Source organism: Pseudomonas spirodelae (assembly GCF_034653255.1).
GTDB classification, from domain to species: domain Bacteria; phylum Pseudomonadota; class Gammaproteobacteria; order Pseudomonadales; family Pseudomonadaceae; genus Aquipseudomonas; species Aquipseudomonas spirodelae.
In genome coordinates this window covers 216,856-240,314 of the sequence record NZ_JAYEET010000013.1, presented here as the reverse complement: position 1 = coordinate 240,314, position 23,459 = coordinate 216,856, and the positions used below count along the sequence as shown (strand labels likewise).

Here is a 23,459-nt window from a genome sequence, read left to right as displayed (position 1 = left end):
CACTCAGTTTTTGCCGCCGCCATGTCTTAAGACAGCTATCAATACTAAGGCGAACCAGTTTGTCGTGAATCAAGACAGGCATTTTGCCATTTCTTGGCCGAAAATCCCATGCCGGATAGCTGGAAATTCATCCACAAGGCATAACAAGGCCAAACCCAGTAACAACCTACTGCCCCCCCAGCATTACAAGCAGGACAGCAACACATCACCCATCAGCCGCTTTTGAACGTGCTGAGCAACGATATAGTACGTAGAGGTATTTCCAGGTGAGCATTGTGCGCACTGGACAGCACAGTAAACGGCATAACCTGATGAATGATGCTGCACAGCCAACCGAAGCATAAAGGGCAGCTCGGGCTCAGACAGCCAGCCCATCACGCTATATCTGGCATTTACAAGATGACCGCCTCATTAAACCTTAGAGGCTTCATTTTTTGGAAGGGCTAGGACCTAGATATTGCTTCGGCGTAGCCGCCGCTTAATGACTGAGTAAAACCCAAAGACGTTATTCGTCCTCATTCACCCGATCACGCAGCTCTTTTCCCGGCTTGAAGTGCGGCACAAACTTGCCATCCAAGCTCACGGAGTCACCCGTCTTGGGATTACGCCCTACCCGCGGTGCACGATAGTGCAGGGAAAAGCTACCAAAGCCGCGAATCTCGATGCGATCGCCGGTCGACAAGGCCTGCGACATTTGCTCAAGCATGGTCTTAATCGCTAACTCGACATCTTTTGATGAGAGCTGCCCCTGATGGGTGACGATGCGCTCGATCAACTCCGACTTGGTCATGGTTTTCCCTTCTTTTTCAAGCGGCTAGATCACTAGATAGAACGGTTTTAGCATGCCTGATTGGATTTGAACAGCCTATAAAACAATACCTTAGCGATTTTCAGGCAGAAAAAAGGGCGACCGAAGTCGCCCTTTTTTCTGGATTAGCTGAACTTAGTTCTGCTTTTCCATTTGCGCGCGGAGCAGATCACCAAGGGTGGTCGGGCCCGCAGCAATGTCAGAGGTAGCTGGCTTGTCGCGCAGGCTCTGAATTGCTTCTTTTTCATCTTCAACGTCTTTCGACTTGACCGACAAGCTAATTACGCGGCTCTTACGGTCAACACTGATGATCTTGGCTTCTACTTCTTCGCCTTCTTTCAGTACGTTGCGCGCGTCTTCAACGCGGTCACGGCTGATTTCGGAGGCTTTCAGTGTGGCTTCGATGCCTTCAGCCAGGGTGATGATTGCGCCCTTAGCGTCAACTTCTTTAACGATACCGCGCACGATGGTGCCTTTATCGTTAACAGCAACGTAGTCGGAGAACGGATCTTCTTCCAGCTGCTTGATGCCGAGGGAAATGCGCTCACGCTCTGGATCAACGGAGAGGATAACGGTTTCCAGCTCGTCGCCCTTCTTGAAGCGGCGTACAGCTTCTTCGCCTACTTCGTTCCAGGAGATGTCGGACAGGTGAACGAGGCCGTCGATGCCGCCATCCAGACCAATGAAGATACCGAAATCGGTGATCGACTTGATGGTGCCGGAGATCTTGTCGCCCTTGTTGAACTGACCGGAGAAATCTTCCCACGGGTTAGTTTTGCACTGCTTAATACCCAGGGAGATACGACGACGCTCTTCGTCGATATCCAGAACCATAACTTCCACTTCGTCGCCAACGTTAACGACTTTCGAAGGATGGATGTTTTTGTTGGTCCAATCCATTTCGGATACGTGCACTAGGCCTTCCACGCCTTCTTCCAGCTCTGCGAAGCAGCCGTAGTCGGTCAGGTTGGTTACGCGCGCAGTAACACGGGTGTCCTGCGGGTAACGCGCCTTGATGGCAACCCATGGATCTTCGCCCAGCTGCTTAAGGCCGAGGGAAACACGGTTGCGCTCACGATCGTACTTGAGGATCTTGACGTCGATTTCATCGCCAACGTTGACGATTTCCGACGGATGCTTGATGCGCTTCCAAGCCATGTCGGTGATGTGCAGCAGGCCGTCGACGCCACCCAGATCCACGAACGCGCCGTAGTCGGTGAGGTTCTTGACGATACCTTTGACTTGCTGACCTTCCTGCAGGGATTCCAGCAGCGCTTCGCGCTCTGCGGAGTTCTCGGCTTCGAGGACGCTGCGACGGGAAACGACAACATTGTTGCGCTTCTGGTCCAGCTTGATGACTTTGAACTCGAGCTCTTTGCCTTCCAGGTGAGTGGTATCACGCACCGGACGGACATCGACCAAGGAACCTGGCAGGAACGCACGGATGCCGTTAACGTCGACTGTGAAGCCGCCCTTAACCTTACCGTTGATAACGCCCGTAACCACTTCTTCAGCGGCGAAAGCTGCTTCCAGAACGATCCAGCACTCGGCACGTTTGGCTTTTTCGCGGGACAGCTTGGTTTCACCAAAGCCATCTTCAACCGCGTCCAGGGCAACGTGAACTTCGTCACCGACCTTGATGGTCAGCTCGCCAGCGTCGTTGTGGAACTGCTCAAGCGGGATGAGGCCTTCGGACTTCAAACCAGCGTGAACGGTTACCCAACCAGCTTGGTAATCGATGTCGACGATGATAGCGGTGATGATCGAGCCAGCCTGAAGATTCAGGGTTTTTAGGCTTTCTTCAAACAGTTCAGCAAAGCTTTCGCTCATTTTAATTCCTGTTGATTCAGGGCAGGGAATCCGCCCAAACCACACTCCAGACAATGTGGGTACGTTTATGTAAAAAGAAGCAGACGGGTCTAGGACTGGGTTCCCGTAAACTTCCTTGGCGAGCCGGTCAGCTTAAGCAGCTGTGGCTCTGGTCATCCAGCGAGGTCGCGACTGGCGACTTCGCTGAGGATTCGTTCAAGCACTTGTTCAATCGAGAGTTCAGTGGAATCCAGCTGAATGGCATCGGCCGCCGGCTTGAGTGGGGCCACTGCACGCTGAGTATCGCGCTCATCGCGCGCCTGAATCTCATCAAGAAGACTCGCGAGATTAACATCATCGCCTTTGGCCTTCAACTGCAAGTAGCGCCGCCGGGCACGTTCCTCGGCGCTGGCGGTGAGAAAAACCTTTAGTGGCGCATCGGGAAATACCACGGTACCCATATCGCGACCATCGGCGACCAGCCCGGGCATCTCCTGAAACGCTTGCTGGCGTTGCAGCAGCGCATCACGCACGGCCGGCAAGGAGGCGACCAGCGACGCGCCGGCACCGACTTGTTCATTACGAATCAGGTCGGTGACCTCATCGCCTTCAAGAATAATGCGCTGACCATGGCCATCACCGGCAGCAATAAATTGCACATCCAGATGAGCGGCAAGCAGCTTCATGGCTTCTTCATTGGTCAGGTCGACGCCGTGATTGCCCGCTGCGAATGCCAGCAAACGGTAGAGCGCGCCCGAATCCAGTAGATTCCAGCCCAACTTCTTAGCCAACAAGCCAGCAACCGTACCTTTGCCAGAACCGCTCGGCCCATCGATGGTGATAACCGGTGCGACGATCATGCCTTACCCTCCTCGGCGACACGGATACCCACCTGAGCCGACAACGCCAGAAAGTTAGGGAACGAGGTGGCCACGTTGGCGCAGTCGTGGATGCGGATTGGCGCCGTTGCACGCAGGGACGCCACGCTAAACGACATGGCGATACGGTGATCACCGTGCGCCCAGACCTCACCACCACCGATGCTGCCGCCGTCGATAATAATGCCATCCGAGGTAGGCTCAACCTTGACGCCAAGCGCCGCCAAACCATCAGCCATAACCTGAATACGGTCGGACTCTTTGACGCGTAGCTCTTCAGCGCCACGCAGCACAGTCCGCCCTTCGGCCACCGCGGCAGCAACAAACAGCACCGGGAATTCGTCGATAGCCAGCGGCACCAGGTCTTCCGGAATATCAATACCTTTGAGCTTGGCGCTGCGCACACGAATGTCGGCCACTGGCTCGCCGCCGACTTCACGCTGGTTTTCCAGGGTAATGTCGCCGCCCATCAATTTGAGGATATCGATGACGCCGGTACGGGTCGGGTTGATCCCAACATGTTCAAGCACCAGCTCGGAGTCTTCGGCGATGCTGCCGGCAACCAAGAAGAACGCGGCCGAAGAAATATCCGCCGGCACTTCAATATGGGTGGCGGTGAGCTTATGACCAGACTCCACAGTGGCAGTATTACCCTCAACCATGACTGGATAGCCGAAGCCACGCAGCATGCGCTCGGTATGGTCACGGGTCGGCGCCGGCTCGATCACCGTGGTCGAACCCGCCGCATACAAACCCGCCAACAACATGCAGGATTTGACTTGCGCACTGGCCATCGGCATTTCATAGGTCATGCCACCCAGGCGCGCACCGGCACGAATCGTCAGCGGCGGACGCCCTTCAGGCCCGGTTTCAATAATCGCACCCATGGTCCGTAATGGCTTGGCCACGCGATTCATCGGGCGCTTGGACAACGAGGCATCACCGGTCAAGGTGGTATCGAAGGACTGAGCCGCCAGCAGGCCCGCCAACAGGCGCATCGAGGTGCCCGAGTTACCCAGGTAGATCGGCCCAGGTGGTGCCTTCAAACCATGCAAACCAACACCGTGCACAGTGACGCGGCCATGGTGCGGCCCTTCGATGACCACGCCCATATCACGGAACGCCTGAATGGTTGCCAGCGCATCCTCACCCTCAAGGAAGCCCTCAACCTCAGTTACCCCTTCAGCCAGTGAACCGAGCATGATCGAGCGGTGCGAGATGGATTTATCACCTGGCACACGAATTCGCCCAGAGAGTTTGCCGCCAGGGTTAGCCAGAAAAATCAGATCGTTCGAGTGCATAGCGTCCACATAGGCCCTACGGGCGAGAATTTTGCCGAAATGCTCACGGGCCACGCGGGCGCGCGTAAATACGCCCAGCAATTGGTGCCCGTCCCCAGCGTCAACCGCGTCGCGCAAGGCGTCAAGGTCGTCGCGAAATACGTCCAGCGTGCGCAGCACCGCCTCGCGATTGGCGAGAAAGATGTCATGCCACATGACTGGATCACTGCCGGCAATGCGCGTGAAGTCGCGAAAGCCGCCGGCAGCGTAACGAAAAATCTCCAGGTTCTCACTGCGCTTGGCCAGCGAGTCGACCAGCGTAAAGGCCAGCAGGTGCGGCAGATGACTGGTCGCAGCGAGCACCTGATCATGATGCTCGACGTCCATATGCTCGACATCCGCACCGAGCTCGCGCCACAAGCCATCGACCAACGCCAATGCGGCCGCATCACTCTGCTCGCTCGGCGTCAGGATCACCTTATGCCGACGAAACAGCTCAACATTGGCGGCCTCTACACCGCTTTGCTCGGAGCCGGCTATCGGATGGCCCGGCACAAAGCGCACAGGCCGACCCGCAAAGGCCAGGCGTGCAGCGCGCACTACATTGCCCTTAGCACTGCCGACATCGGTCAGCACCGTAGCACCAAGGTCAAGCTTCGCCAGCTCACCCAGGAGCTTCTCCATGGCCAAAATAGGCACGGCCAGCTGAATCACCGCGGCACCCTGACAAGCCGCCGCCAGGTCGGCCTCACAGCGATCAACCACACCCAAGTCGACGGCCATACGCTGCGACTCGGGATCCAAATCGACCCCCACCACCTCACTAAACAGGCCGCGCTCGCGCAGGCCCTTGGCAAAGGAGCCACCAATCAACCCCAAGCCGATAACCACCAGGCGCCCGAGCTTAGGCGCAGCAGATGGCAGCGACGTGTCAGCCGCGTTTAAATCACTCACGCGCGCAACACCTCAGCCAGCGCCTCAAGAAAGCGGGCGTTCTCCGCGGGCAAACCAATCGACACGCGCAAGAAGTTCGGCATGCCATAACCGGCCACTGGCCGCACAATGACGCCAGCGCGTAGCAACGCCTGATTGATCGCCGCCGTGTCACGAGCAAAATCCACGGCAATAAAGTTGCCTTTTGACGGTATCCAGCTCAGCCCCAACTCGCGCAAGCCAGCTTCCAGCTGCGCCATGCCGGCATCATTAAGCTGACGGCTTTGCGCCAAATAATCGCCATCATCCAGCGCCGCACAGGCGGCGGCCAAAGCCAGGCTGTTGACGTTGAATGGCTGACGCACACGATTGAGCACATCCGCTATCTGCGCCGAACTGAGCGCGTAGCCAACACGCAGCGCCGCCAGGCCATAGGCCTTAGAGAAGGTGCGCGAGACCAGCAAATTGTCATAACGCGCCAGGTACTTGAGGCCGTCCGGCAGCTCATCACCCTCGGCGAACTCGATATAGGCCTCATCCAGCACCACCAGCACATTGCTGGGCACGCGCGCGAGAAAACGCTCCAGCGCATCAGGGGCAAACCAGGTGCCGGTTGGGTTGTTCGGGTTGGCGATAAACACCACACGGGTGTTTTCATCGATGGCGGCGAGCATGGCCTCAAGGTCGTGGCCGTAGTCCTGCGCTGGCACCACTTTGCCCTGCGCGCCAACAGCCTGGGTGGCAATCGGGTAGACGGCAAAGGCGTATTGGCTGAACACCGCATTCAGACCCGGCGCCAGGTAGGCACGCGCGACCAGGTCGAGAATGTCGTTGGAGCCGTTACCCAGGGTGACCTGATTAACCTGCACGGCGCAACGCGCAGCCAGACGGCTTTTCAGCTCAAAGCCGTTACCATCGGGGTAACGGGTCAGTTCAGCCAACTCAGCGCGGATCGCCTCAAGCACTTTAGGGCTAGGGCCGAGCGGGTTTTCGTTACTGGCAAGCTTGACGATGCTGGCCGGGTCCAGATCCAACTCACGGGCCAGCTCATCCACCGGTTTGCCTGGTACATAGGGCGACAACTGCTGAACGCCTGGCTGGGCCAAGGCGAGGAAATCGGTCATAACAAAGCCTCACGCTTAAAGCCGCAAGCCCCAAGTACAGCCCGGCGTCGATGCGCGTGTAGCTTGAAACCCGAGACCTGCCGCAGCAGTTTTAAAGTACCGCTTTGGGGTAGGAACCAAGGACCTTGAGCGCCACGGCTTCCTGATTGATCTTTTCCAGCACGTCCTTGATCAACGGGTCGCGGTGATGGCCGACGAAGTCGATAAAGAACACGTAGGTCCACTTGCCGCTGCGCGACGGGCGGGTTTCGATGCGCGTCAGATCGATGCCGTTGTTGTGGAACGGCACCAGCAACTCATGCAGCGCGCCCGGCTTGTTGCTCATGGAAATAATCACCGAGGTCTTGTCGTCACCGGTCGGCGGCACTTCCTGGCTACCAATGATCAAGAAGCGCGTGGAGTTGTCCGGGCGGTCCTCAATCTTCTCGGCAATTTTGCTTAGGCCGTACAGGCTTGCCGCCATATCGCCGGCAATCGCCGCGCTGTTCCACTCGCTTTTCACCCGTTTGGCGGCATCTGCGTTGCTCGATACGGCCACACGCTCAACGTTGGGATAATGCGCATCCAGCCACTTACGGCACTGCGCCAGCGACTGAGCATGGGAGTAGATACGGGTGATTTTGTCGGTTTTGGTGGTTTCGCCGACCAACAGATGGTGGTGAATGCGCAGCTCGACTTCACCACAGATGACCATGTCGTGCTCAAGGAAGCTGTCGAGCGTGTGGTTGATTGCACCTTCGGTGGAGTTCTCCACCGGTACCACACCAAAGTTCACCGCACCGGCGGCGACTTCACGGAAGACTTCATCAATCGCCGCCATCGGCACGCTGATCACTGCGTGACCAAAGTGCTTCATCGCCGCTGCTTGCGAGAAGGTGCCCTCTGGACCGAGATAAGCAACCTTGAGCGGGTTTTCCAAAGCCAGGCAAGAAGACATGATTTCGCGGAATAACCGCGCCATTTCTTCGTTACCCAGTGGGCCCTTATTACGCTCCATGATGCGCTTGAGCACCTGAGCTTCACGCTCAGGGCGATAGAACACCGGCTTCTCGCCTTCCGGCAGGGCCTTCATTTTGACCCGTGCCACTTCTTCGGCGCAGCTGGCGCGATCACTGATCAGCGCGAGAATCTTTTCATCGAGGTTATCGATGCGCAGGCGCAGGGCCTGCAATTCCTGCTCGGACACTACATCAGTCATCAGCCGTGCTCCTTTTCGAACTCAGCCATGTAAGCGACTAGCGCCTCTACAGCATCCAGGCCCACCGCGTTATAAATCGAGGCGCGCATGCCACCCACCGAGCGATGCCCTTTGAGGTTGAGCAAGCCACGGGCATCGGCGCCGGCAAGGAAGGCCTTGTCGAGCTTCTCGTCAGCCAGACGGAACGGCACGTTCATCCAGGAGCGCGCATTAACGGCAATCGGGTTGCTGTAGAAGTCGCTGGTATCGATGGCCTTGTATAACAGGTCCTTCTTGGCGCGGTTGATGCGTTCCATAGCGGCTACGCCGCCCTGCTCTTTCAGCCACTCGAACACCAGGCCCGAGAGGTACCAGGAGAACGTCGCCGGGGTGTTGTACATCGAGCCATTATCGGCGGCGACTTTGTAGTTGAGCATGGTCGGGCAGACGCTGCGGGCACGGCCGAGCAGGTCTTCACGCACAATGGTCACCACCAAGCCGCTGGGGCCGATGTTCTTCTGCGCGCCGGCGTAGATCAGGCCGAATTTCGACACATCGATCGGCCGCGAGAGGATGTCGGAGGACATATCCGCGACCAGCGGCACGTCACCCACCTCAGGAACCCAGTCGAACTGCAGACCACCAATGGTTTCGTTGCTGGCGTAGTGCAGGTAGGCGGCGTCTTTCGACAGCTGCCAGTCGTTCTGCCCAGGAATGGCGAAGTAGTCATAAGCCTTGGCGCTGGCCGCGACATTGATGTTGCCGTAGCGGCTGGCTTCTTCGATGCTTTTCTTCGACCAGATACCGGTGTCGATGTAGTCGGCGACGCCGTCTTCGGGCAGCAGGTTAAGCGGGATTTCAGCAAACTGCTGGCTGGCACCACCCTGCAGGAACAGCACCTTGTAGTCGGACGGAATGGCCATCAGATCGCGCAGGTCCTGCTCGGCCTTTTCCGCGATGGCGGTGTATTCCTCACTGCGGTGACTCATCTCCATCACCGACAGGCCTTTGCCTTGCCAGTCGAGGAGTTCCGCTTGGGCGCGCTGCAGAACAGCTTCAGGAAGCGCGGCTGGGCCGGCGCAGAAGTTAAAGGCTCGCTTGCTCACATCCACTCTCGCTCAAAAATGGTGAGCGGCTGGCTATCAACCAGCCGCCAAATCCTACGCCGTCACGGGCGGGGAAACCCGCCCTGACCGATTACTCGTCGCTGATTGGGCTTTCGTCAGCAGCGGCCTCAGGTGCAGCATCTGCATCCTCGACCACGCCTTCAACAGCCTCTTCACCGTCCAGCAGCTCTTCGTCGTCTTCCGCCGAAGGCTCCTGCACACGCTCAAGGCCAACCAGAGTTTCATCCTTAGCCAGCTTGATCAGGGTCACGCCCTGGGTGTTACGGCCGAGGCTCGATACTTCGCTGACACGGGTACGTACCAGGGTGCCCTGGTCGGAAATCAGCATGATTTCCTCGCCTTCCAGCACCTGCACCGCACCCACCAGCTTGCCGTTACGCTCGTTGCTGACCATGGCGATCACACCCTGGCCGCCACGCCCACGACGCGGGAACTCTTCCATCGCCGTGCGCTTGCCGTAACCGCGCTCGGAGGCCGTCAAAATCTGCGCACCTGCTTCCGGAATCAGCATGGAGATAATCTCCTGCCCTTCCGGCAGGCGCATACCGCGCACACCGCGAGCGGTACGGCCCATGGTGCGCACTTTGCTTTCTTTGAAGCGAATCACCTTGCCGCCGTCGGAGAACATCATCACCTCGCGCGCACCGTCAGTCACGGCAGCGGAGATCAGGGTGTCATCTTCGTCCAGCTTGAGGGCGATCAGGCCCGAGCTGCGCGGACGGCTGAACTGCACCAGCGGGGTCTTCTTCACGGTGCCTTTGGCCGTGGCCATAAAGATGTAGGCACCGGTCGGTTCATCCGGGGTTTCGTCGTCGGCGTCATCGCCTTCGGCGAGGTCTTCGACTTCTTCAGTCTCAACCACTACACCTTCGATATCGTCCTGCTCATCGCCTTCAGGCGCTTGCTGACGCAGCGCTTCCAGATCGATCTGCAGCATGGCGGTGATGCGCTCGCCTTCGTCCAGCGGCAACAGGTTGACCAGCGGACGACCACGGGCGGCACGCGAGGCTTCCGGAATCTCGTAGGTTTTCAGCCAATACACCTTGCCCTTGCTGGAGAACAGCAACAGCGTGGCGTGGCTGTTGGCGACCAGCAGATGCTCGATGTAGTCCTCATCCTTGATCCCGGTTGCCGATTTACCTTTACCGCCACGACGCTGCGCCTGGTAGGCGGTCAACGGTTGCGACTTGGCATAACCGGTGTGAGAGATGGTGACCACACGCTCTTCTTCGGTGATCAGGTCAGCCAGGCTCAGATCCAGACGATTGTCGAGAATCTCGGTACGACGAGCGTCGCCGAACTCGGCCTTGATCGCTTCCAGTTCTTCGCGGATGACTTCCATCAGGCGCACGGAGCTGGTGAGGATGCGGATCAGCTCGCCGATCTGGGTGAGAATTTCCTGGTACTCGGCCAGCAGTTTTTCATGCTCAAGGCCGGTCAAACGGTGCAAGCGCAGCTCAAGGATGGCCTGAGCCTGCTCGGGCGACAGGTAGTACTTGCCGTCACGCAGGCCGTACTGCGGATCAAGATCATCCGGGCGGCAAGAATCAGCCCCAGCACGTTCAACCATCGCTTCAACGGCAGTGGATTCCCATGCTTTGGCAATCAGCGCGATCTTGGCTTCTGCCGGCGTCGGCGAAGCTTTGATCAGTGCGATAACCGGGTCGATGTTGGACAGCGCCACCGCCTGACCTTCAAGGATGTGTCCACGCTCACGGGCTTTACGCAGCTCAAACACCGTACGGCGGGTGACCACTTCACGGCGGTGCAGAATAAAGGCTTCGAGCATGTCCTTGAGGTTAAGGACCTTCGGCTGGCCGTCGATCAACGCCACCACGTTGATGCCGAAAACGCTCTGCATCTGGGTTTGGGCGTAGAGGTTGTTGAGTACCACTTCCGGTACTTCACCGCGACGCAGCTCGATGACGATGCGCATGCCGTCCTTGTCGGACTCATCGCGCAGCTCAGTGATGCCTTCGAGCTTCTTCTCTTTGACCAGCTCGGCGATCTTCTCGATCAAGCGCGCTTTGTTCAGCTGATACGGCAGCTCGCTGACAATGATCTGCTGGCGGCCGCCGACTTTATCGATGTCTTCGATAATCGCGCGAGCACGCATATAGATGCGCCCACGACCCGTACGGTAGGCCTCGATGATGCCGGCGCGACCATTGATGATCGCCGCCGTTGGGAAGTCCGGGCCCGGGATGTACTGCATCAGTTCATCGACCGTCAGCTCGCCGTTGTCGATCAGGGCCAGACAGCCGTTGATCACTTCCGTGAGGTTGTGCGGGGGAATATTGGTGGCCATGCCCACGGCAATACCGCTGGAGCCGTTAACCAACAGGTTAGGCACCTTGGTTGGCATCACCGCCGGGATCATTTCGGTGCCGTCGTAGTTCGGCACCCAATCCACGGTTTCTTTATGCAGGTCAGCCAGCAGCTCATGGGCCAGCTTGGTCATGCGCACTTCGGTGTAACGCATGGCGGCGGCGTTATCGCCGTCCACCGAACCGAAGTTGCCCTGGCCATCGACCAGCAGGTAGCGCAGGGAGAATGGCTGCGCCATCCGTACGATGGTGTCGTACACCGCGGTATCACCGTGCGGGTGATACTTACCGATTACGTCACCGACCACACGGGCGGACTTCTTGTATGCCTTGTTCCAGTCGTTACCCAACTCACTCATGGCAAACAGCACACGGCGGTGCACGGGCTTCAAGCCATCACGTGCATCCGGCAGTGCGCGCCCGACAATTACGCTCATCGCGTAGTCGAGGTAAGACTGCTTGAGTTCGTCTTCAATATTGACCGGGAGGATTTCTTTGGCCAGTTCGCCCATGAGTAGCCTTGTTCCTTTTTCTGGTGAAACTCCGCGCCGCTCATCCTGAGTGGTGTGGAGCCTGTCGCCGAGCCTTGAGGCTCATAGCGACTCACGACAAATCAATAAGTTATGCCATGTATCTGCGCAGGTGAGAGGCCCATAACGAGCACCCCCGAAAACCGCCGGAGCTTACCACAATCGCCGCGACGCACCTATCCCCAGCACCAGCCTGGCGACTGGGTGCGTGCGCGCACTGGACAAAACTCAATGCAGACGCTTGCGGCACATCAATTGCGCCATTTTTTCGGCATCCGGACGATCAACCACACCCTTTTCGGTGACGATAAAGTCGATCAGGTCGGCCGGAGTGACATCAAACACTGGATTGAGCGCGTCTATTTCACCGGCGATACGCTTGCCGCCCAACTCCAGCAACTCACTGGCATCACGCTCTTCCAGCACGATGTCGTCGCCGTGCTCGGTGGCCATATCAATGGTCGAGCTGGGCGCCACCACCATAAAGCGCACCCCGTGGTGCATGGCATTGACGGCCAACTGATAGGTGCCGATCTTGTTGGCTACATCGCCATTGGCGGCGATGCGGTCAGCCCCAACAATGACCCAGGTAATACCGCGGGTCTTCATCAGGTGCGCAGCGGCCGAGTCGGCATTCACCGTCACTGGAATACCGTCCGCCGCCAGCTCCCAAGCTGTCAGGCGCGAGCCTTGCAGCCAGGGGCGGGTTTCATCGGCATACACGCGCTCCAGCAAGCCATCGTGAAAGGCCGCTCGAATCACCCCCAAGGCCGTGCCAAAACCACCAGTGGCCAGCGCCCCGGCGTTGCAGTGGGTCAATAGGTTCTGCTGATTACCCTGGTGGCGGCGAATCAAATCAACTCCCAGCTCGGCCATGGTCAGGTTGGCTTCGCGATCACCCTGGTGAATACCCACGGCGCAAGCCTCAAGCAGGGCCAGCGGGTCATCCGTGCTTTTAAGCCGATCGAGCCGATCGCGCATGCACTTGAGCGCCCAGAACAGATTAACTGCCGTCGGCCGCGAGTCGGCCAATAGCTGAAAGTCCGCGTCCAGCGCAGCACGCCAGTCACCCCCAGCCTGCAAGCGCGAGCGCAGCGCCAGAACAATGGCATAGGCCGCACTGATGCCGATAGCCGGCGCGCCGCGCACCACCATGCTACCGATCGCCTCAGCCACATCAGCGGCCGAGTGGTAGCTGAGCCAGGCTTCCTCGAAGGGCAGCGCGCGCTGATCGAGCAGATGCAGAACACCGTCACGCCACTCAATGGCCTTGACCTTCTCTGCCGCTAGCAATTGCTCGCGCATCACACACCTCCACCGAAAAAAGCCGGCCATTATACGCACAGCGCGCCAGATCGGCGGCAGCCGCTTCAAGCCCAGGGCGTTCCCCTATAAACTCGCCGTTCTCCTGACTGCCGGAAACGCCAACATGCCCCAAGCCCCGCTCGACCTTCTGCTCCTGCCTACCTGGCTGGTCCCGGTCGAACCTGCCGGCGTGGTGCTGGTAAACCACGGCCTGGGCATTCGCGACGGCCGCATTGCACTGATCGCACCACGCGCCGAAGCACTCAAGCACAGCGCACTGCGCGTACTGGAACTGCCGGACCGCCTGCTCACCCCAGGGCTGGTCAACGCCCACGGGCACGCCGCCATGACCCTGTTCCGCGGCCTCGCCGATGATTTGCCGCTGATGACCTGGCTGGAGCAGCACATCTGGCCGGCAGAAGCCAAATGGGTCAACGAGCAGTTCGTACAGGACGGCACCGAGCTGGCGATTGCCGAACAGCTCAAGGGCGGCATCAGCTGCTTCTCTGACATGTACTTTTTCCCGGAAACCGCCAGCCAGCTGGTGCACAGCAGCGGCATCCGCGCACAAATCACCATCCCCGTACTGGACTTCCCCATCCCTGGCGCGCGCGACGCTGATGAGGCGCTGCGTAAGGGCCTGAGCCTGTACGGCGACCTCAAGCATCACCCGCGCATTAAAGTCGCCTTCGGCCCGCACGCGCCCTACACCGTGAGCGACGACAAGCTGGAAAACATCTGCATGCTGGCTGCCGAGTTGGACGCCGGCATCCACATGCACGTGCACGAAACCGCTTTTGAAGTGCAGCAAAGCCTGGAACAACGCGGCGAACGCCCCCTTGCCCGCCTGGCTCGCCTAGGGCTGCTCGGCCCGCGCTTCCAGGCCGTGCACATGACCCAGATCGACGATGATGACCTCGCCCTGCTGGTGCACAGCAATACCAGCGTGATCCATTGCCCGGAATCTAATCTCAAGCTAGCCAGCGGCTTCTGCCCAGTGGAGAAGCTCTGGCAGGCCGGGGTCAACGTCGCCATCGGCACTGACGGCGCAGCCAGCAATAACGATCTCGATTTACTCGGCGAGACCCGTACCGCTGCCCTGCTGGCCAAGGCCGTCGCTGGCTCTGCCACCGCCCTGGACGCTCACCGCGCGCTGCGCATGGCCACACTCAACGGCGCGCGAGCCCTCGGCCTGGATGAGCACATTGGCTCACTGCAGCTGGGAAAGGCCGCCGATTTGGTGGCATTTGACCTCTCCGGCATGGCCCAGCAACCAGTCTATGACCCGGTATCGCAGCTGCTCTATGCCGGCGGACGCGCCTGTGTCGAGCACCTGTGGGTCGGCGGCAAACACCTGCTGGACGCCGGCCAACTGACCCGCCTGGACGAACAACGCATCATCGCCAACGCCCGCGCCTGGGGCGCAAAGATCGCTGGGCGCTAGCATGGCCCTGCAGGGCTTGCGGGAGGCGCTTTAGCCGCGACCAACAGCCCACACTGCGACAAACTGACATACATTGGTCGCCCAAGTGGCAGCCACTCCACCCGGCGAAACTGGCACCATGAGCACCTTGCGCTCCCACTCTCGCCGCAGCCTGATTTGTAGGGATTTATATGAGCAACGTCGACCACGCCGAAATCGCCAAATTCGAAGCCCTCGCCCACCGCTGGTGGGACCGCGAGAGCGAGTTCAAGCCGCTGCATGACATCAACCCGCTGCGCGTCAACTGGATCGACGAGCGTGCCGGCCTGGCCGGCAAGAAGGTGCTGGATGTCGGCTGCGGGGGCGGCATCCTCAGCGAATCCATGGCCCAACGCGGCGCGACCGTCACCGGTATCGACATGGGTGAAGCGCCACTGGCCGTGGCCCAACTGCACCAGTTGGAATCCGGCGTCAGCGTTGAGTACCGGCAGATCACCGCTGAAGCCCTCGCTGAAGAAATGCCCGAGCAATTCGATGTGGTCACCTGCTTGGAAATGCTTGAGCACGTGCCTGACCCGGCCTCAGTGATCCGCGCCTGCTACCGCATGGTCAAGCCCGGTGGCCAGGTGTTCTTCTCCACCATCAACCGCAACCCCAAGGCGTACCTGTTCGCCATCATCGGCGCCGAATACATCATGAAGTTGCTGCCGCGCGGCACCCACGACTTCAAGAAGTTTATCCGCCCCTCCGAACTGGGCGCCTGGAGCCGTGACGCCGGCCTGCAGGTTAAAGACATCATCGGCCTGACCTACAACCCGCTGAGCAAACGCTACAAGCTGGAAGCCGACGTTGACGTCAACTACATGATCCAGACCCTGCGCGAGGAATGATCGGCATGCGTTTACGAGCAGTTCTATTCGACATGGACGGCACCCTACTCGACAGCGCCCCGGACTTTATTGCCATCTGCCAGGCCATGCGCAGTGAGCGTGGCCTGCCCGCGATTGCCGACAAGCTGATTCGCGACCAGGTCTCCGGCGGCGCACGCGCCATGGTGGCCGCCAACTTCGCCATAGATCCCGAAGCCGAAGGCTTCGAGGCGCTGCGCCTGGAATTTCTCGAGCGCTACCAAGAGCATTGCGCAGTCTTGACCCAACCGTTCGAGGGCATGGCTGAACTGCTTGATGATATTGAACAGGCCAAGCTGGTCTGGGGCGTGGCCACCAACAAACCGGTGCGCTACGCCGAACCGATCATGCAGCAATTGGGTCTGGCGCTGCGCTCAGCAGCACTGGTTTGCCCGGACCACGTCAGCCGCAGCAAGCCTGACCCGGAGATGATCCTGCTGGCCTGCACCCAGATGGGCGTAGAACCAGCCGCCACCCTATTTGTCGGTGATGACGAGCGCGACATCGAAGCCGGCCGTGCTGCAGGCTGCAAGACCGCCGCCGTGACCTACGGCTATATCCACCCGCAGGACAACCCCCGCAACTGGGGCGCCGATGTGGTGGTTGATCATCCGCTGGAATTGCGCGCCGTACTCGACCGAGCACTGTGCAGCTGCTGAAGACTGCTCGCGGGCGCGCGCCGAAGCCGCCCGCCCCTAAAGAAATGAGGTTTTATTGATGTTTGACTACTCCGCCCGCCCCGACCTGCTCAAGGGCCGTGTGATTCTAGTGACCGGCGCCGGCCGTGGCATTGGCGCTACCGCCGCCAAAACCTTTGCCGCACATGGCGCAACGGTACTACTGCTGGGCAAAACCGAAGCAAACCTCAGCCAGGTTTACGACGCCATCGAAGCCGCCGGCCACCCTCAGGCGGCGGTGATCCCGTTTAACCTGGAAACCGCCCTACCGCACCAATACGACGAACTGGCCGCGATGATTGAGGCGGAGTTCGGCAAGCTCGACGGCCTGCTGCACAACGCCTCGATCATCGGCCCGCGCACGCCGCTGGAGCAACTCTCCGGCGATAATTTCATGCGCGTTATGCAGGTCAACGTCAACGCCATGTTTATGCTCACCAGCACCCTGCTGCCATTGCTAAAACTCTCGCAGGACGCCTCGGTGGCATTCACCTCCAGCAGTGTCGGGCGCAAAGGCCGTGCTTATTGGGGCGCTTACGCCGTGTCGAAGTTTGCCACCGAGGGCTTGATGCAGGTACTGGCCGATGAGGTCGATGGCGTCAGCCACGTGCGCGCCAACAGCATTAACCCCGGCGCCACCCGCACCAATATGCGTGCCCAGGCCTACCCGGCTGAAAACCCGGCGAACAACCCGCTACCCGAAGCGATCATGCCGGTCTATTTGTACCTGATGGGGCCAGACAGCGCAGACGTCAACGGCCAGGCCTTTGACGCGCAATAAACCCCAGCACCGCCCGCCGGTTTTCCGGCGGGCTTCCATTTAACTGGCAGCAAATTGCCATCAGCCTTGCCAATTTACCGGCAAACCCTTGCCGCATCCCGCCACTACCAACCAATAACCCACTGAAATAAAAGCCCTTTTATTGCAAAACTGGGATTGGCACGGAATTCGCTATATAGCCACTAGTCGTCGCGAACAGCGCTAGAGGTAGAGCTTCATGGCCCCGCACAATCAGTCCAACACCATCGATTTCGATGCTGCCAAATTACAGCGTCTTGGCTATGCCACTCGCCTGCAGAAAACCCTTAAGCCGGTTAGCCTCGGGCAACTGCGCCAGCAATTAAGCCTGCGCCTGCAAACCTCCCTGGAAGTCGAGCGTATCCTCGAACTGTTCTTCAGCGAAGTGCAGCGCCTGGTGCCCCTTGGCGCCCTGAGCTACCAGCTGGCGTCCTGCGACCTGCGCCTGGACTTAGGCGAGCGCGCCAACCACTCGGCCGGCTACCGCCTGAACCATGAAGGCGAGTACCTCGGCGAACTGACCTTCCGGCGCAACCAGCGCTTCAGTGAAGATGAGCTGGGCCAGCTCGAATCACTGCTCGCCAGTCTGCTGTTTCCGCTGCGCAACGCCTTGCTCTACCGCGCCGCCGTGCAAAGTGCATTACGCGACCCGCTGACCGAAACCGGCAACCGCATCGCCATGGAACAGACACTCAAGCGCGAAGTGGACATTGCCCGACGCACGTTGCAGCCCCTGTCGGTGCTGATGGTCGACATCGATCACTTCAAGCGCGTTAACGATGACCACGGCCACATCGTCGGCGACCAGGCACTCAAAGCCGTGGCCAACGCCCTGAAAGACAGCCTGCGCAATGTCGACATGGTGTTCCGCTACGGCGGTGAAGAATTTATGGTGCTGCTCTCCAGCACCAGTCGCGAAGCCGCCTCGATGGTCGGCGAACGCCTGCGCATGGCCGTAATGGGCATCCAATACCTGGTCGAGAACCAAGCCATCGAGCTGTCAGTCAGCCTCGGCTGCGCCACCCTGCTGCCAGGCGAGTCGATGGACAGCCTGCTGCGCCGCGCCGACAACGCACTGTTTGTTTCCAAACGCGATGGCCGCAACCGCCTGTCGATGGCCGGTTAAACACAACGACCAAAAAATGATGGGACATAGGCCTAACGTCGCCCAGCGACGACGCATAGGATGACCACCCTGGCTGACAGACCATAAAAAAAGGCGACCCGAAGGTCGCCTTTTTCATATCCGCTCGCGCGAATTACTCCGGCTTTGGACCGCGACCAAAACCTGGGCGCTGACCTTCACGGCTCGGCTGGCTGCGACGTTTAACCGGCGCACCAGCAGGCTTGCGGGCCGGACGATCGGCCAACTCAACGCCTGGGCGTTGCGCACCCGGCTTGGCCGGACGCTTGTTATTGACATCACGCGGGCGCTCGGCAACTGGGGTGCCTTTGCTTTGATCATCACGTGGGGCACGCGGTGTGCGCGCCGGACGCTCGCCACGCTCAGCACCTTCGCCACGCGCAGGACGCGAACGACCCTGATCACTGCCCGCTGCCGGGCCGCCACCATGGGCTGGGCGCAAAGTCCGCTCTGGACGCGCAGCACGCCCCACCGGCTTGGCCGATTTGCGCTGCAGACGGTCGATCTTGTCGCGGGCTTTTTCCTTCATGTCCGGCAACGCCACCGACTTGAGGCCGACTTCTTCGCTGAGGATATCCACTTCGCGCTGGCTCATTTCGCGCCAGCGCCCCATGGTCAGGTCCGAGGTGATAAATACCGGACCAAAACGCACGCGCTTCAGACGGCTGACCACCAACCCCTGGGATTCCCACAGCCGGCGCACTTCACGGTTACGACCTTCCATTACCACGCAGTGGTACCAGTGGTTGAACCCTTCGCCGCCAGGCGCTTCTTTGATGTCAGTGAACTTGGCCGGGCCATCTTCAAGCATCACGCCCGCTTTCAGGCGCTCGATCATCTCTTCGTCGACTTCGCCACGCACGCGCACGGCGTACTCGCGGTCCATCTGATAAGACGGGTGCATCAAGCGGTTAGCCAGCTCACCATCGGTGGTGAACATCAGCAAGCCAGTGGTGTTGATGTCGAGGCGACCGATGTTGATCCAGCGGCCATCTTTCGGCCGTGGCAGACGGTCAAACACGGTCGGACGGCCTTCTGGGTCGTCACGGGTGCAGATCTCGCCTTCGGGTTTGTTGTAGATGATCACGCGGCGCACGCTCTCGGCGGCTTCTTCGCGGCGGATCACTTTGCCATCGACGGCAATCGCGTCGTGCAGGTCGACACGCACGCCGAGGTTGGCGACGGCGCCATTGACCTTTACGCGGCCAGCACTGATCCAGGCTTCGATTTCGCGGCGTGAAGCCAGGCCCATACGCGCCATGACTTTCTGTAGTTTTTCGCCTGCGGGGCTGTATTCTTCGATTTCACTCATCTGGGCACCTCCCGGTGTTATCGCTAGTGATTCGGACGATCTAGGCTGGGCCTATTCGTCGAAGGGGCGCGGAGCATACGCGAAACGCGGCGCTTACGCACGGGTTGAGGTGAGCGATCTGATCGGTGGCCGTCAGCGTTTCTTCCGCCCCACGGCTGCCAGGCTCAGCAAACGCAGATCGGCCTCAGCCAAAACAGCACGCTGAGCCACTTTGCCGAGCTTCTTCCACGCTTTGATCTCGGCCTTAGTACGCCCGCAACCACGGCAGGTATCACGCTCGAACTTACACAGCTTGATGCAGGGGTCTTTCACCGGATCAATACCGCCAGCAATGCGCCAGTCGCACCGCAGACCTCAGTCAGGTAACTGCTCTTTATCCAGGATTTCGTGGGGTTCATCGGCCTCTTCATGCGCATCGTCCTGCTCGGCTAAATCGTCGAAGTCGGTCTTCAGACCCTGTTCCATCGAGTCGAGTTCAGCCAGCAAGCTGCTGAAGCTGGTTTCCTCGCCTGCGTCCACTGCCGGCTCATCAGCCAAGGCCAAATCGGCACGTGCCTGCAGGCTTTGCGGGGCCTCGGAGTCATCCTCAAAGGCCAGCACGGGCTCAGGTTCCAGCTCACGCAAGGCGGCCAGTGGCGGCAGTTCATCGAGGCTTTTCAGGTTGAAGTGATCGAGAAAAGCCTTGGTGGTGGCGAACATCGCCGGTTTACCCGGCACATCGCGGTGGCCCACCACACGGATCCACTCGCGCTCCAGCAGGGTTTTGACGATATGGCTGTTGACCGCCACGCCGCGTACGTCTTCGATCTCACCGCGGGTGATCGGCTGACGGTAGGCAATCAGCGCCAGGGTTTCGAGCATGGCACGCGAGTAACGCTGCGGTCGTTCTTCCCACAGGCGGCCGACCCAAGGCGCGTACTTCTCGCGCACTTGCAGGCGATAACCCGTCGCCACTTCAACCAACTCAAAAGCCCGCCCTTCACAGGATTTACCCAAGTGCGCCAGGGCCTTCTTGAATACGCTCGGTTGCGGCCGCTCGGCTTCTTCAAACAGTTCGAACAAGCGCTCCAAGGATTGCGGCTTGCCGGAGGCCAGGAGAAAGGCTTCAAGCAGGCTGGCCAGCTCACGCGGTTCATTAAGGTTCATGCTTATTCCGCCCGTGCGCGCACATGGATTGGCCCAAAAGCCTCGTTTTGCACCAGTTCGACCAGGGATTCCTTGATCAACTCCAGCACGGCCATAAAAGTCACCACCACGCCGAGCTTGCCCTCTTCAGCACTAAACAGGCTGACAAACGGCACGAAAGCACCACCTTTAAGCCGTTCAAGCACATCGCTCATGCGCTCGCGGGTCGACAGCGTTTCGCGGGTGATTTGATGGCTTTCAAACATGTCGGCGCGGCGCAACACCTCGGCCATCGACAACAGCACCTCTTCCAGGCTGACATCCGGCAACAACTTGCGCGCCCGCGCCTCGGGCGCATCCAGGCGCGGCACGGTCAGGTCACGGCCAACCCGGCTAAGCCCGTCGATACCTTCTGCCGCCGCCTTGTAACGCTCGTATTCCTGCAGGCGGCGGATCAGCTCGGCACGCGGGTCGTCTTCTTCGGCCTCGATTTCACTGGAGCGCGGCAACAGCATGCGTGACTTAATCTCGGCGAGCATGGCGGCCATCACCAAGTACTCGGCGGCCAGCTCCAGGCGCACCGACTGCATCAGCTCGACATAGCCCATGTACTGGCGGGTAATTTCCGCCACGGGGATATCTAGCACGTCGATGTTTTGTTTGCGGATCAAATACAACAGCAGGTCCAGCGGGCCCTCGAAGGCTTCGAGAAACACCTCCAGGGCATCCGGCGGAATGTACAGATCCAGCGGCATTTCGGTAACCGCCTGGCCATACACCAAGGCAAATGGCAGCTCCTGCTGGGCATTGGCCTGGCTATCGGGGTGTTCCTCGGGCGGCACGCTGGACATGGTCACTCTCGACAGTAGGTTCAGCGGTAATTCAGGCCAAGGGCCAGGCGGACTTCGCTAAGGGTTTCCCGTGCTTCTGACCGAGCACGTTCGGCGCCATCGGCAAGAATCTGCCGAACCAGATCAGGGCTGTCCTGATAGTCGTCCGCCCGTGCCTGCAGCGGCTGCAACTCAAGCTGCACCGCTTCAATCAACGGTGCTTTACATTCCAGGCAACCGATACCGGCGCTGCGACAACCCTGCTGGACCCATTCGCAGGTTGGCGTATTGGAGTAGAGCTGGTGCAACGACCACACCGGACAATTGGCCGGGTTGCCGGGATCATCCCGGTGCACCCGCGCCGGATCAGTCGGCATGCGGCGGATTTTTTCCTCGATCGCCGGCGCGGTGTCGCGCAGGAAGATCGCATTGTTGTTGGACTTGGACATTTTGCTGCCATCCAGCCCGAGCAACTTGGGCGACTCGCCCAGCAAGGCCTGCGGCTCAGCCAGAAGAATCTTGCCGCCGCCTTCCAGGTAGCCATACAGGCGTTCTTTATCACCCAGGGTAATGCTTTGCTGGTCCTTGAGCAGGGCGCGGGCAGTTTCCAGCGCCTCACCATCACCTTGCTCCTGATAAGCCTTACGCAGGCTGTTATAGAGCTTGGCCGTCTTCTTGCCGAGTTTGATGATCGCGGCCTCAGCCTTTTCCTCAAAGCCCTGCTCACGGCCATACAAATGATTGAAGCGCCGCGCCACATCACGGGCAAATTCGATATGCGCCAGCTGATCACTGCCCACAGGTACCACACCGGCGCGGTACAGCAGGATGTCGGCCGCTTGCAGCAAGGGATAACCGAGAAAGCCGAAGGTGCTGAGGTCTTTGCCGTGCAACTGTTCTTGCTGTTCTTTATAGGACGGCACGCGCTCCAGCCAGCTGAGCGGGCAGATCATCGATAGCAACAGGTGCAGCTCGGCATGTTCGGGGACTTGCGACTGAATAAACAGCGTCGCGGAACTGGGGCTCACGCCGGCAGCCAACCAGTCCACAGCCATATCCATGACCCGCTGGGACAAGGGGCCGACATCATCGTAATCAGTGGTTAATGCATGCAGGTCAACAATGCAGAAGAAGCATTCATAGCTGTGTTGCAGCTTGATCCAGTTCTTCAGCACCCCCTGGTAATGCCCCAAGTGCAACAAACCACTCGGGCGCATGCCAGAGAACACGCGACGTTCGGCGTCAGCAAGACTCAAAACGGGTTACCTGTAAAAACGAAGGAGCTCGATTATATAGAGGCGGGCTCAAAGATCATCCGTAAAAGGCGACGGATCACCACAGCCGACCCGAAACACCTCAGGCTCATCCTCGAGCAGGCTGACCACAGTGGAGGCTTCAAGCCCACCGAAACCGCCATCAATGATCAGATCAACCTGATGTTCGAGGGTCTGGCGCATTTCGTAAGGGTCGCTCATCGGCACTGTTTCACCTGGCAGGATCAAACTCACGCTCATCAACGGCTCGTTGAGTTCTTGCAGCAGCGCCATGGCAATCGGGTGACTGGGCACACGCAGGCCAATAGTGCGGCGCTTGGCATGCAACAACATGCGTGGCACTTCACGGGTGGCGTTGAGGATAAAGGTGTAAGGCCCGGGGGTATGGGCCTTGAGCAAACGGAACGCCGCAGTATCCACTTTGGCAAAGGTGCTCAGCTCTGATAGATCACGGCACACCAAGGTGAAGTTGTGCTTGTCATCCAGCTGGCGCATGCGGCGGATACGCTCGATAGCCGTCTTGTCACCAATGTGGCAACCCACGGCATAGGACGAGTCGGTCGGATAAACCACCACCCCGCCGCTACGGATGATTTCCACCGCCTGCTTGATCAGGCGCGCTTGCGGGTTTTCCGGATGAATCTGGAAGAATTGGCTCACACTCGAATC

General features: G+C 59.4%; 19 protein-coding genes and 1 pseudogene. 5 read left to right on the top strand and 15 right to left on the bottom strand.

Going from position 1 to position 23,459, the window contains the following annotated elements:
- Window positions 1-505: 505 nt before the first annotated feature.
- The 9 genes from ihfB to mtnA all read right to left on the bottom strand — a co-directional run bounded on the left by ihfB (window position 506) and on the right by mtnA (window position 13,298).
- On the bottom strand, window positions 506-790 hold the full coding sequence (gene ihfB / locus SOP97_RS06110; RefSeq protein WP_090238453.1) for an integration host factor subunit beta: 285 nt from the start codon (window positions 788-790) through the stop codon (window positions 506-508).
- A 153-nt stretch (window positions 791-943) separates the two neighbouring features.
- A complete protein-coding gene (rpsA, locus tag SOP97_RS06105) occupies window positions 944-2,638 on the bottom strand; it encodes a 30S ribosomal protein S1 (protein ID WP_274088356.1) in 1,695 nt (564 codons plus the stop codon).
- Between the two features lie 152 nt (window positions 2,639-2,790).
- Window positions 2,791-3,477 carry a (d)CMP kinase gene (gene cmk, locus SOP97_RS06100; protein WP_322948601.1) on the bottom strand — a complete coding sequence of 229 codons (687 nt, stop codon included), beginning with the start codon at window positions 3,475-3,477 and terminating at the stop codon, window positions 2,791-2,793.
- Entirely contained in the window at window positions 3,474-5,729 is a 2,256-nt protein-coding gene (locus SOP97_RS06095; protein ID WP_322948600.1) for a bifunctional prephenate dehydrogenase/3-phosphoshikimate 1-carboxyvinyltransferase, read from the bottom strand. Before SOP97_RS06095 ends, cmk begins: the two co-directional genes overlap by 4 nt.
- Window positions 5,726-6,832: a histidinol-phosphate transaminase gene (gene hisC / locus SOP97_RS06090; RefSeq protein WP_322948599.1), complete on the bottom strand. Its 1,107-nt coding sequence runs from the start codon at window positions 6,830-6,832 to the stop codon at window positions 5,726-5,728. Before hisC ends, SOP97_RS06095 begins: the two co-directional genes overlap by 4 nt.
- A 91-nt stretch (window positions 6,833-6,923) precedes the next feature.
- Window positions 6,924-8,030 carry a prephenate dehydratase gene (gene pheA / locus SOP97_RS06085; protein WP_322948598.1) on the bottom strand — a complete coding sequence of 369 codons (1,107 nt, stop codon included), beginning with the start codon at window positions 8,028-8,030 and terminating at the stop codon, window positions 6,924-6,926.
- Window positions 8,030-9,115, bottom strand: coding sequence for a 3-phosphoserine/phosphohydroxythreonine transaminase (gene serC / locus SOP97_RS06080; RefSeq protein ID WP_322948597.1), 1,086 nt, complete (start codon window positions 9,113-9,115; stop codon window positions 8,030-8,032). Before serC ends, pheA begins: the two co-directional genes overlap by 1 nt.
- 91 nt (window positions 9,116-9,206) lie before the next feature.
- The gene (gyrA, locus tag SOP97_RS06075; RefSeq protein WP_322948596.1) at window positions 9,207-11,975 is read right to left on the bottom strand and encodes a DNA gyrase subunit A; all 2,769 of its coding nucleotides are present in this window, start codon (window positions 11,973-11,975) and stop codon (window positions 9,207-9,209) included.
- A gap of 246 nt (window positions 11,976-12,221) precedes the next feature.
- Entirely contained in the window at window positions 12,222-13,298 is a 1,077-nt protein-coding gene (gene mtnA, locus SOP97_RS06070) for an S-methyl-5-thioribose-1-phosphate isomerase (RefSeq protein ID WP_322948595.1), read from the bottom strand.
- Window positions 13,299-13,422: 124 nt separating this feature from the next.
- On the opposite strand from mtnA, the gene SOP97_RS06065 reads away from it, so the two are divergent.
- The 5 genes from SOP97_RS06065 to SOP97_RS06045 all read left to right on the top strand — a co-directional run bounded on the left by SOP97_RS06065 (window position 13,423) and on the right by SOP97_RS06045 (window position 18,231).
- On the top strand, window positions 13,423-14,742 hold the full coding sequence (locus SOP97_RS06065) for a TRZ/ATZ family hydrolase (protein WP_322948594.1): 1,320 nt from the start codon (window positions 13,423-13,425) through the stop codon (window positions 14,740-14,742).
- A 170-nt stretch (window positions 14,743-14,912) separates the two neighbouring features.
- Complete coding sequence (gene ubiG, locus SOP97_RS06060) at window positions 14,913-15,611, top strand: bifunctional 2-polyprenyl-6-hydroxyphenol methylase/3-demethylubiquinol 3-O-methyltransferase UbiG (protein ID WP_322948593.1); 699 nt, start codon at window positions 14,913-14,915, stop codon at window positions 15,609-15,611.
- 5 nt (window positions 15,612-15,616) lie between these two features.
- Window positions 15,617-16,288, top strand: coding sequence for an N-acetylmuramic acid 6-phosphate phosphatase MupP (gene mupP, locus SOP97_RS06055; RefSeq protein ID WP_322948592.1), 672 nt, complete (start codon window positions 15,617-15,619; stop codon window positions 16,286-16,288).
- 58 nt (window positions 16,289-16,346) lie between these two features.
- Complete coding sequence (locus SOP97_RS06050) at window positions 16,347-17,087, top strand: YciK family oxidoreductase (protein WP_322948591.1); 741 nt, start codon at window positions 16,347-16,349, stop codon at window positions 17,085-17,087.
- Window positions 17,088-17,304: 217 nt separating this feature from the next.
- Window positions 17,305-18,231 carry a GGDEF domain-containing protein gene (locus SOP97_RS06045; protein ID WP_322948590.1) on the top strand — a complete coding sequence of 309 codons (927 nt, stop codon included), beginning with the start codon at window positions 17,305-17,307 and terminating at the stop codon, window positions 18,229-18,231.
- 133 nt (window positions 18,232-18,364) lie between these two features.
- On the opposite strand, the gene rluB is transcribed toward SOP97_RS06045, so the two are convergent.
- From rluB to SOP97_RS06015, 6 genes and pseudogenes are all read right to left on the bottom strand, one after another.
- A complete protein-coding gene (gene rluB, locus SOP97_RS06040; RefSeq protein ID WP_322948589.1) occupies window positions 18,365-19,561 on the bottom strand; it encodes a 23S rRNA pseudouridine(2605) synthase RluB in 1,197 nt (398 codons plus the stop codon).
- Window positions 19,562-19,693: 132 nt separating this feature from the next.
- Window positions 19,694-19,873, bottom strand: coding sequence for a DUF1289 domain-containing protein (locus SOP97_RS06035; protein WP_411912029.1), 180 nt, complete (start codon window positions 19,871-19,873; stop codon window positions 19,694-19,696).
- Between the two features lie 81 nt (window positions 19,874-19,954).
- A pseudogene (gene scpB, locus SOP97_RS06030) lies at window positions 19,955-20,707 on the bottom strand (SMC-Scp complex subunit ScpB); the annotation flags it as partial.
- 2 nt (window positions 20,708-20,709) lie between these two features.
- Window positions 20,710-21,408 carry a segregation and condensation protein A gene (locus SOP97_RS06025; protein WP_167376732.1) on the bottom strand — a complete coding sequence of 233 codons (699 nt, stop codon included), beginning with the start codon at window positions 21,406-21,408 and terminating at the stop codon, window positions 20,710-20,712.
- A 149-nt stretch (window positions 21,409-21,557) separates the two neighbouring features.
- On the bottom strand, window positions 21,558-22,772 hold the full coding sequence (locus SOP97_RS06020) for a tryptophan--tRNA ligase (RefSeq protein WP_411912028.1): 1,215 nt from the start codon (window positions 22,770-22,772) through the stop codon (window positions 21,558-21,560).
- A 48-nt stretch (window positions 22,773-22,820) separates the two neighbouring features.
- On the bottom strand, window positions 22,821-23,450 hold the full coding sequence (locus tag SOP97_RS06015) for an L-threonylcarbamoyladenylate synthase (RefSeq protein ID WP_322948588.1): 630 nt from the start codon (window positions 23,448-23,450) through the stop codon (window positions 22,821-22,823).
- Between the last annotated feature and the right edge of the window lie 9 nt (window positions 23,451-23,459).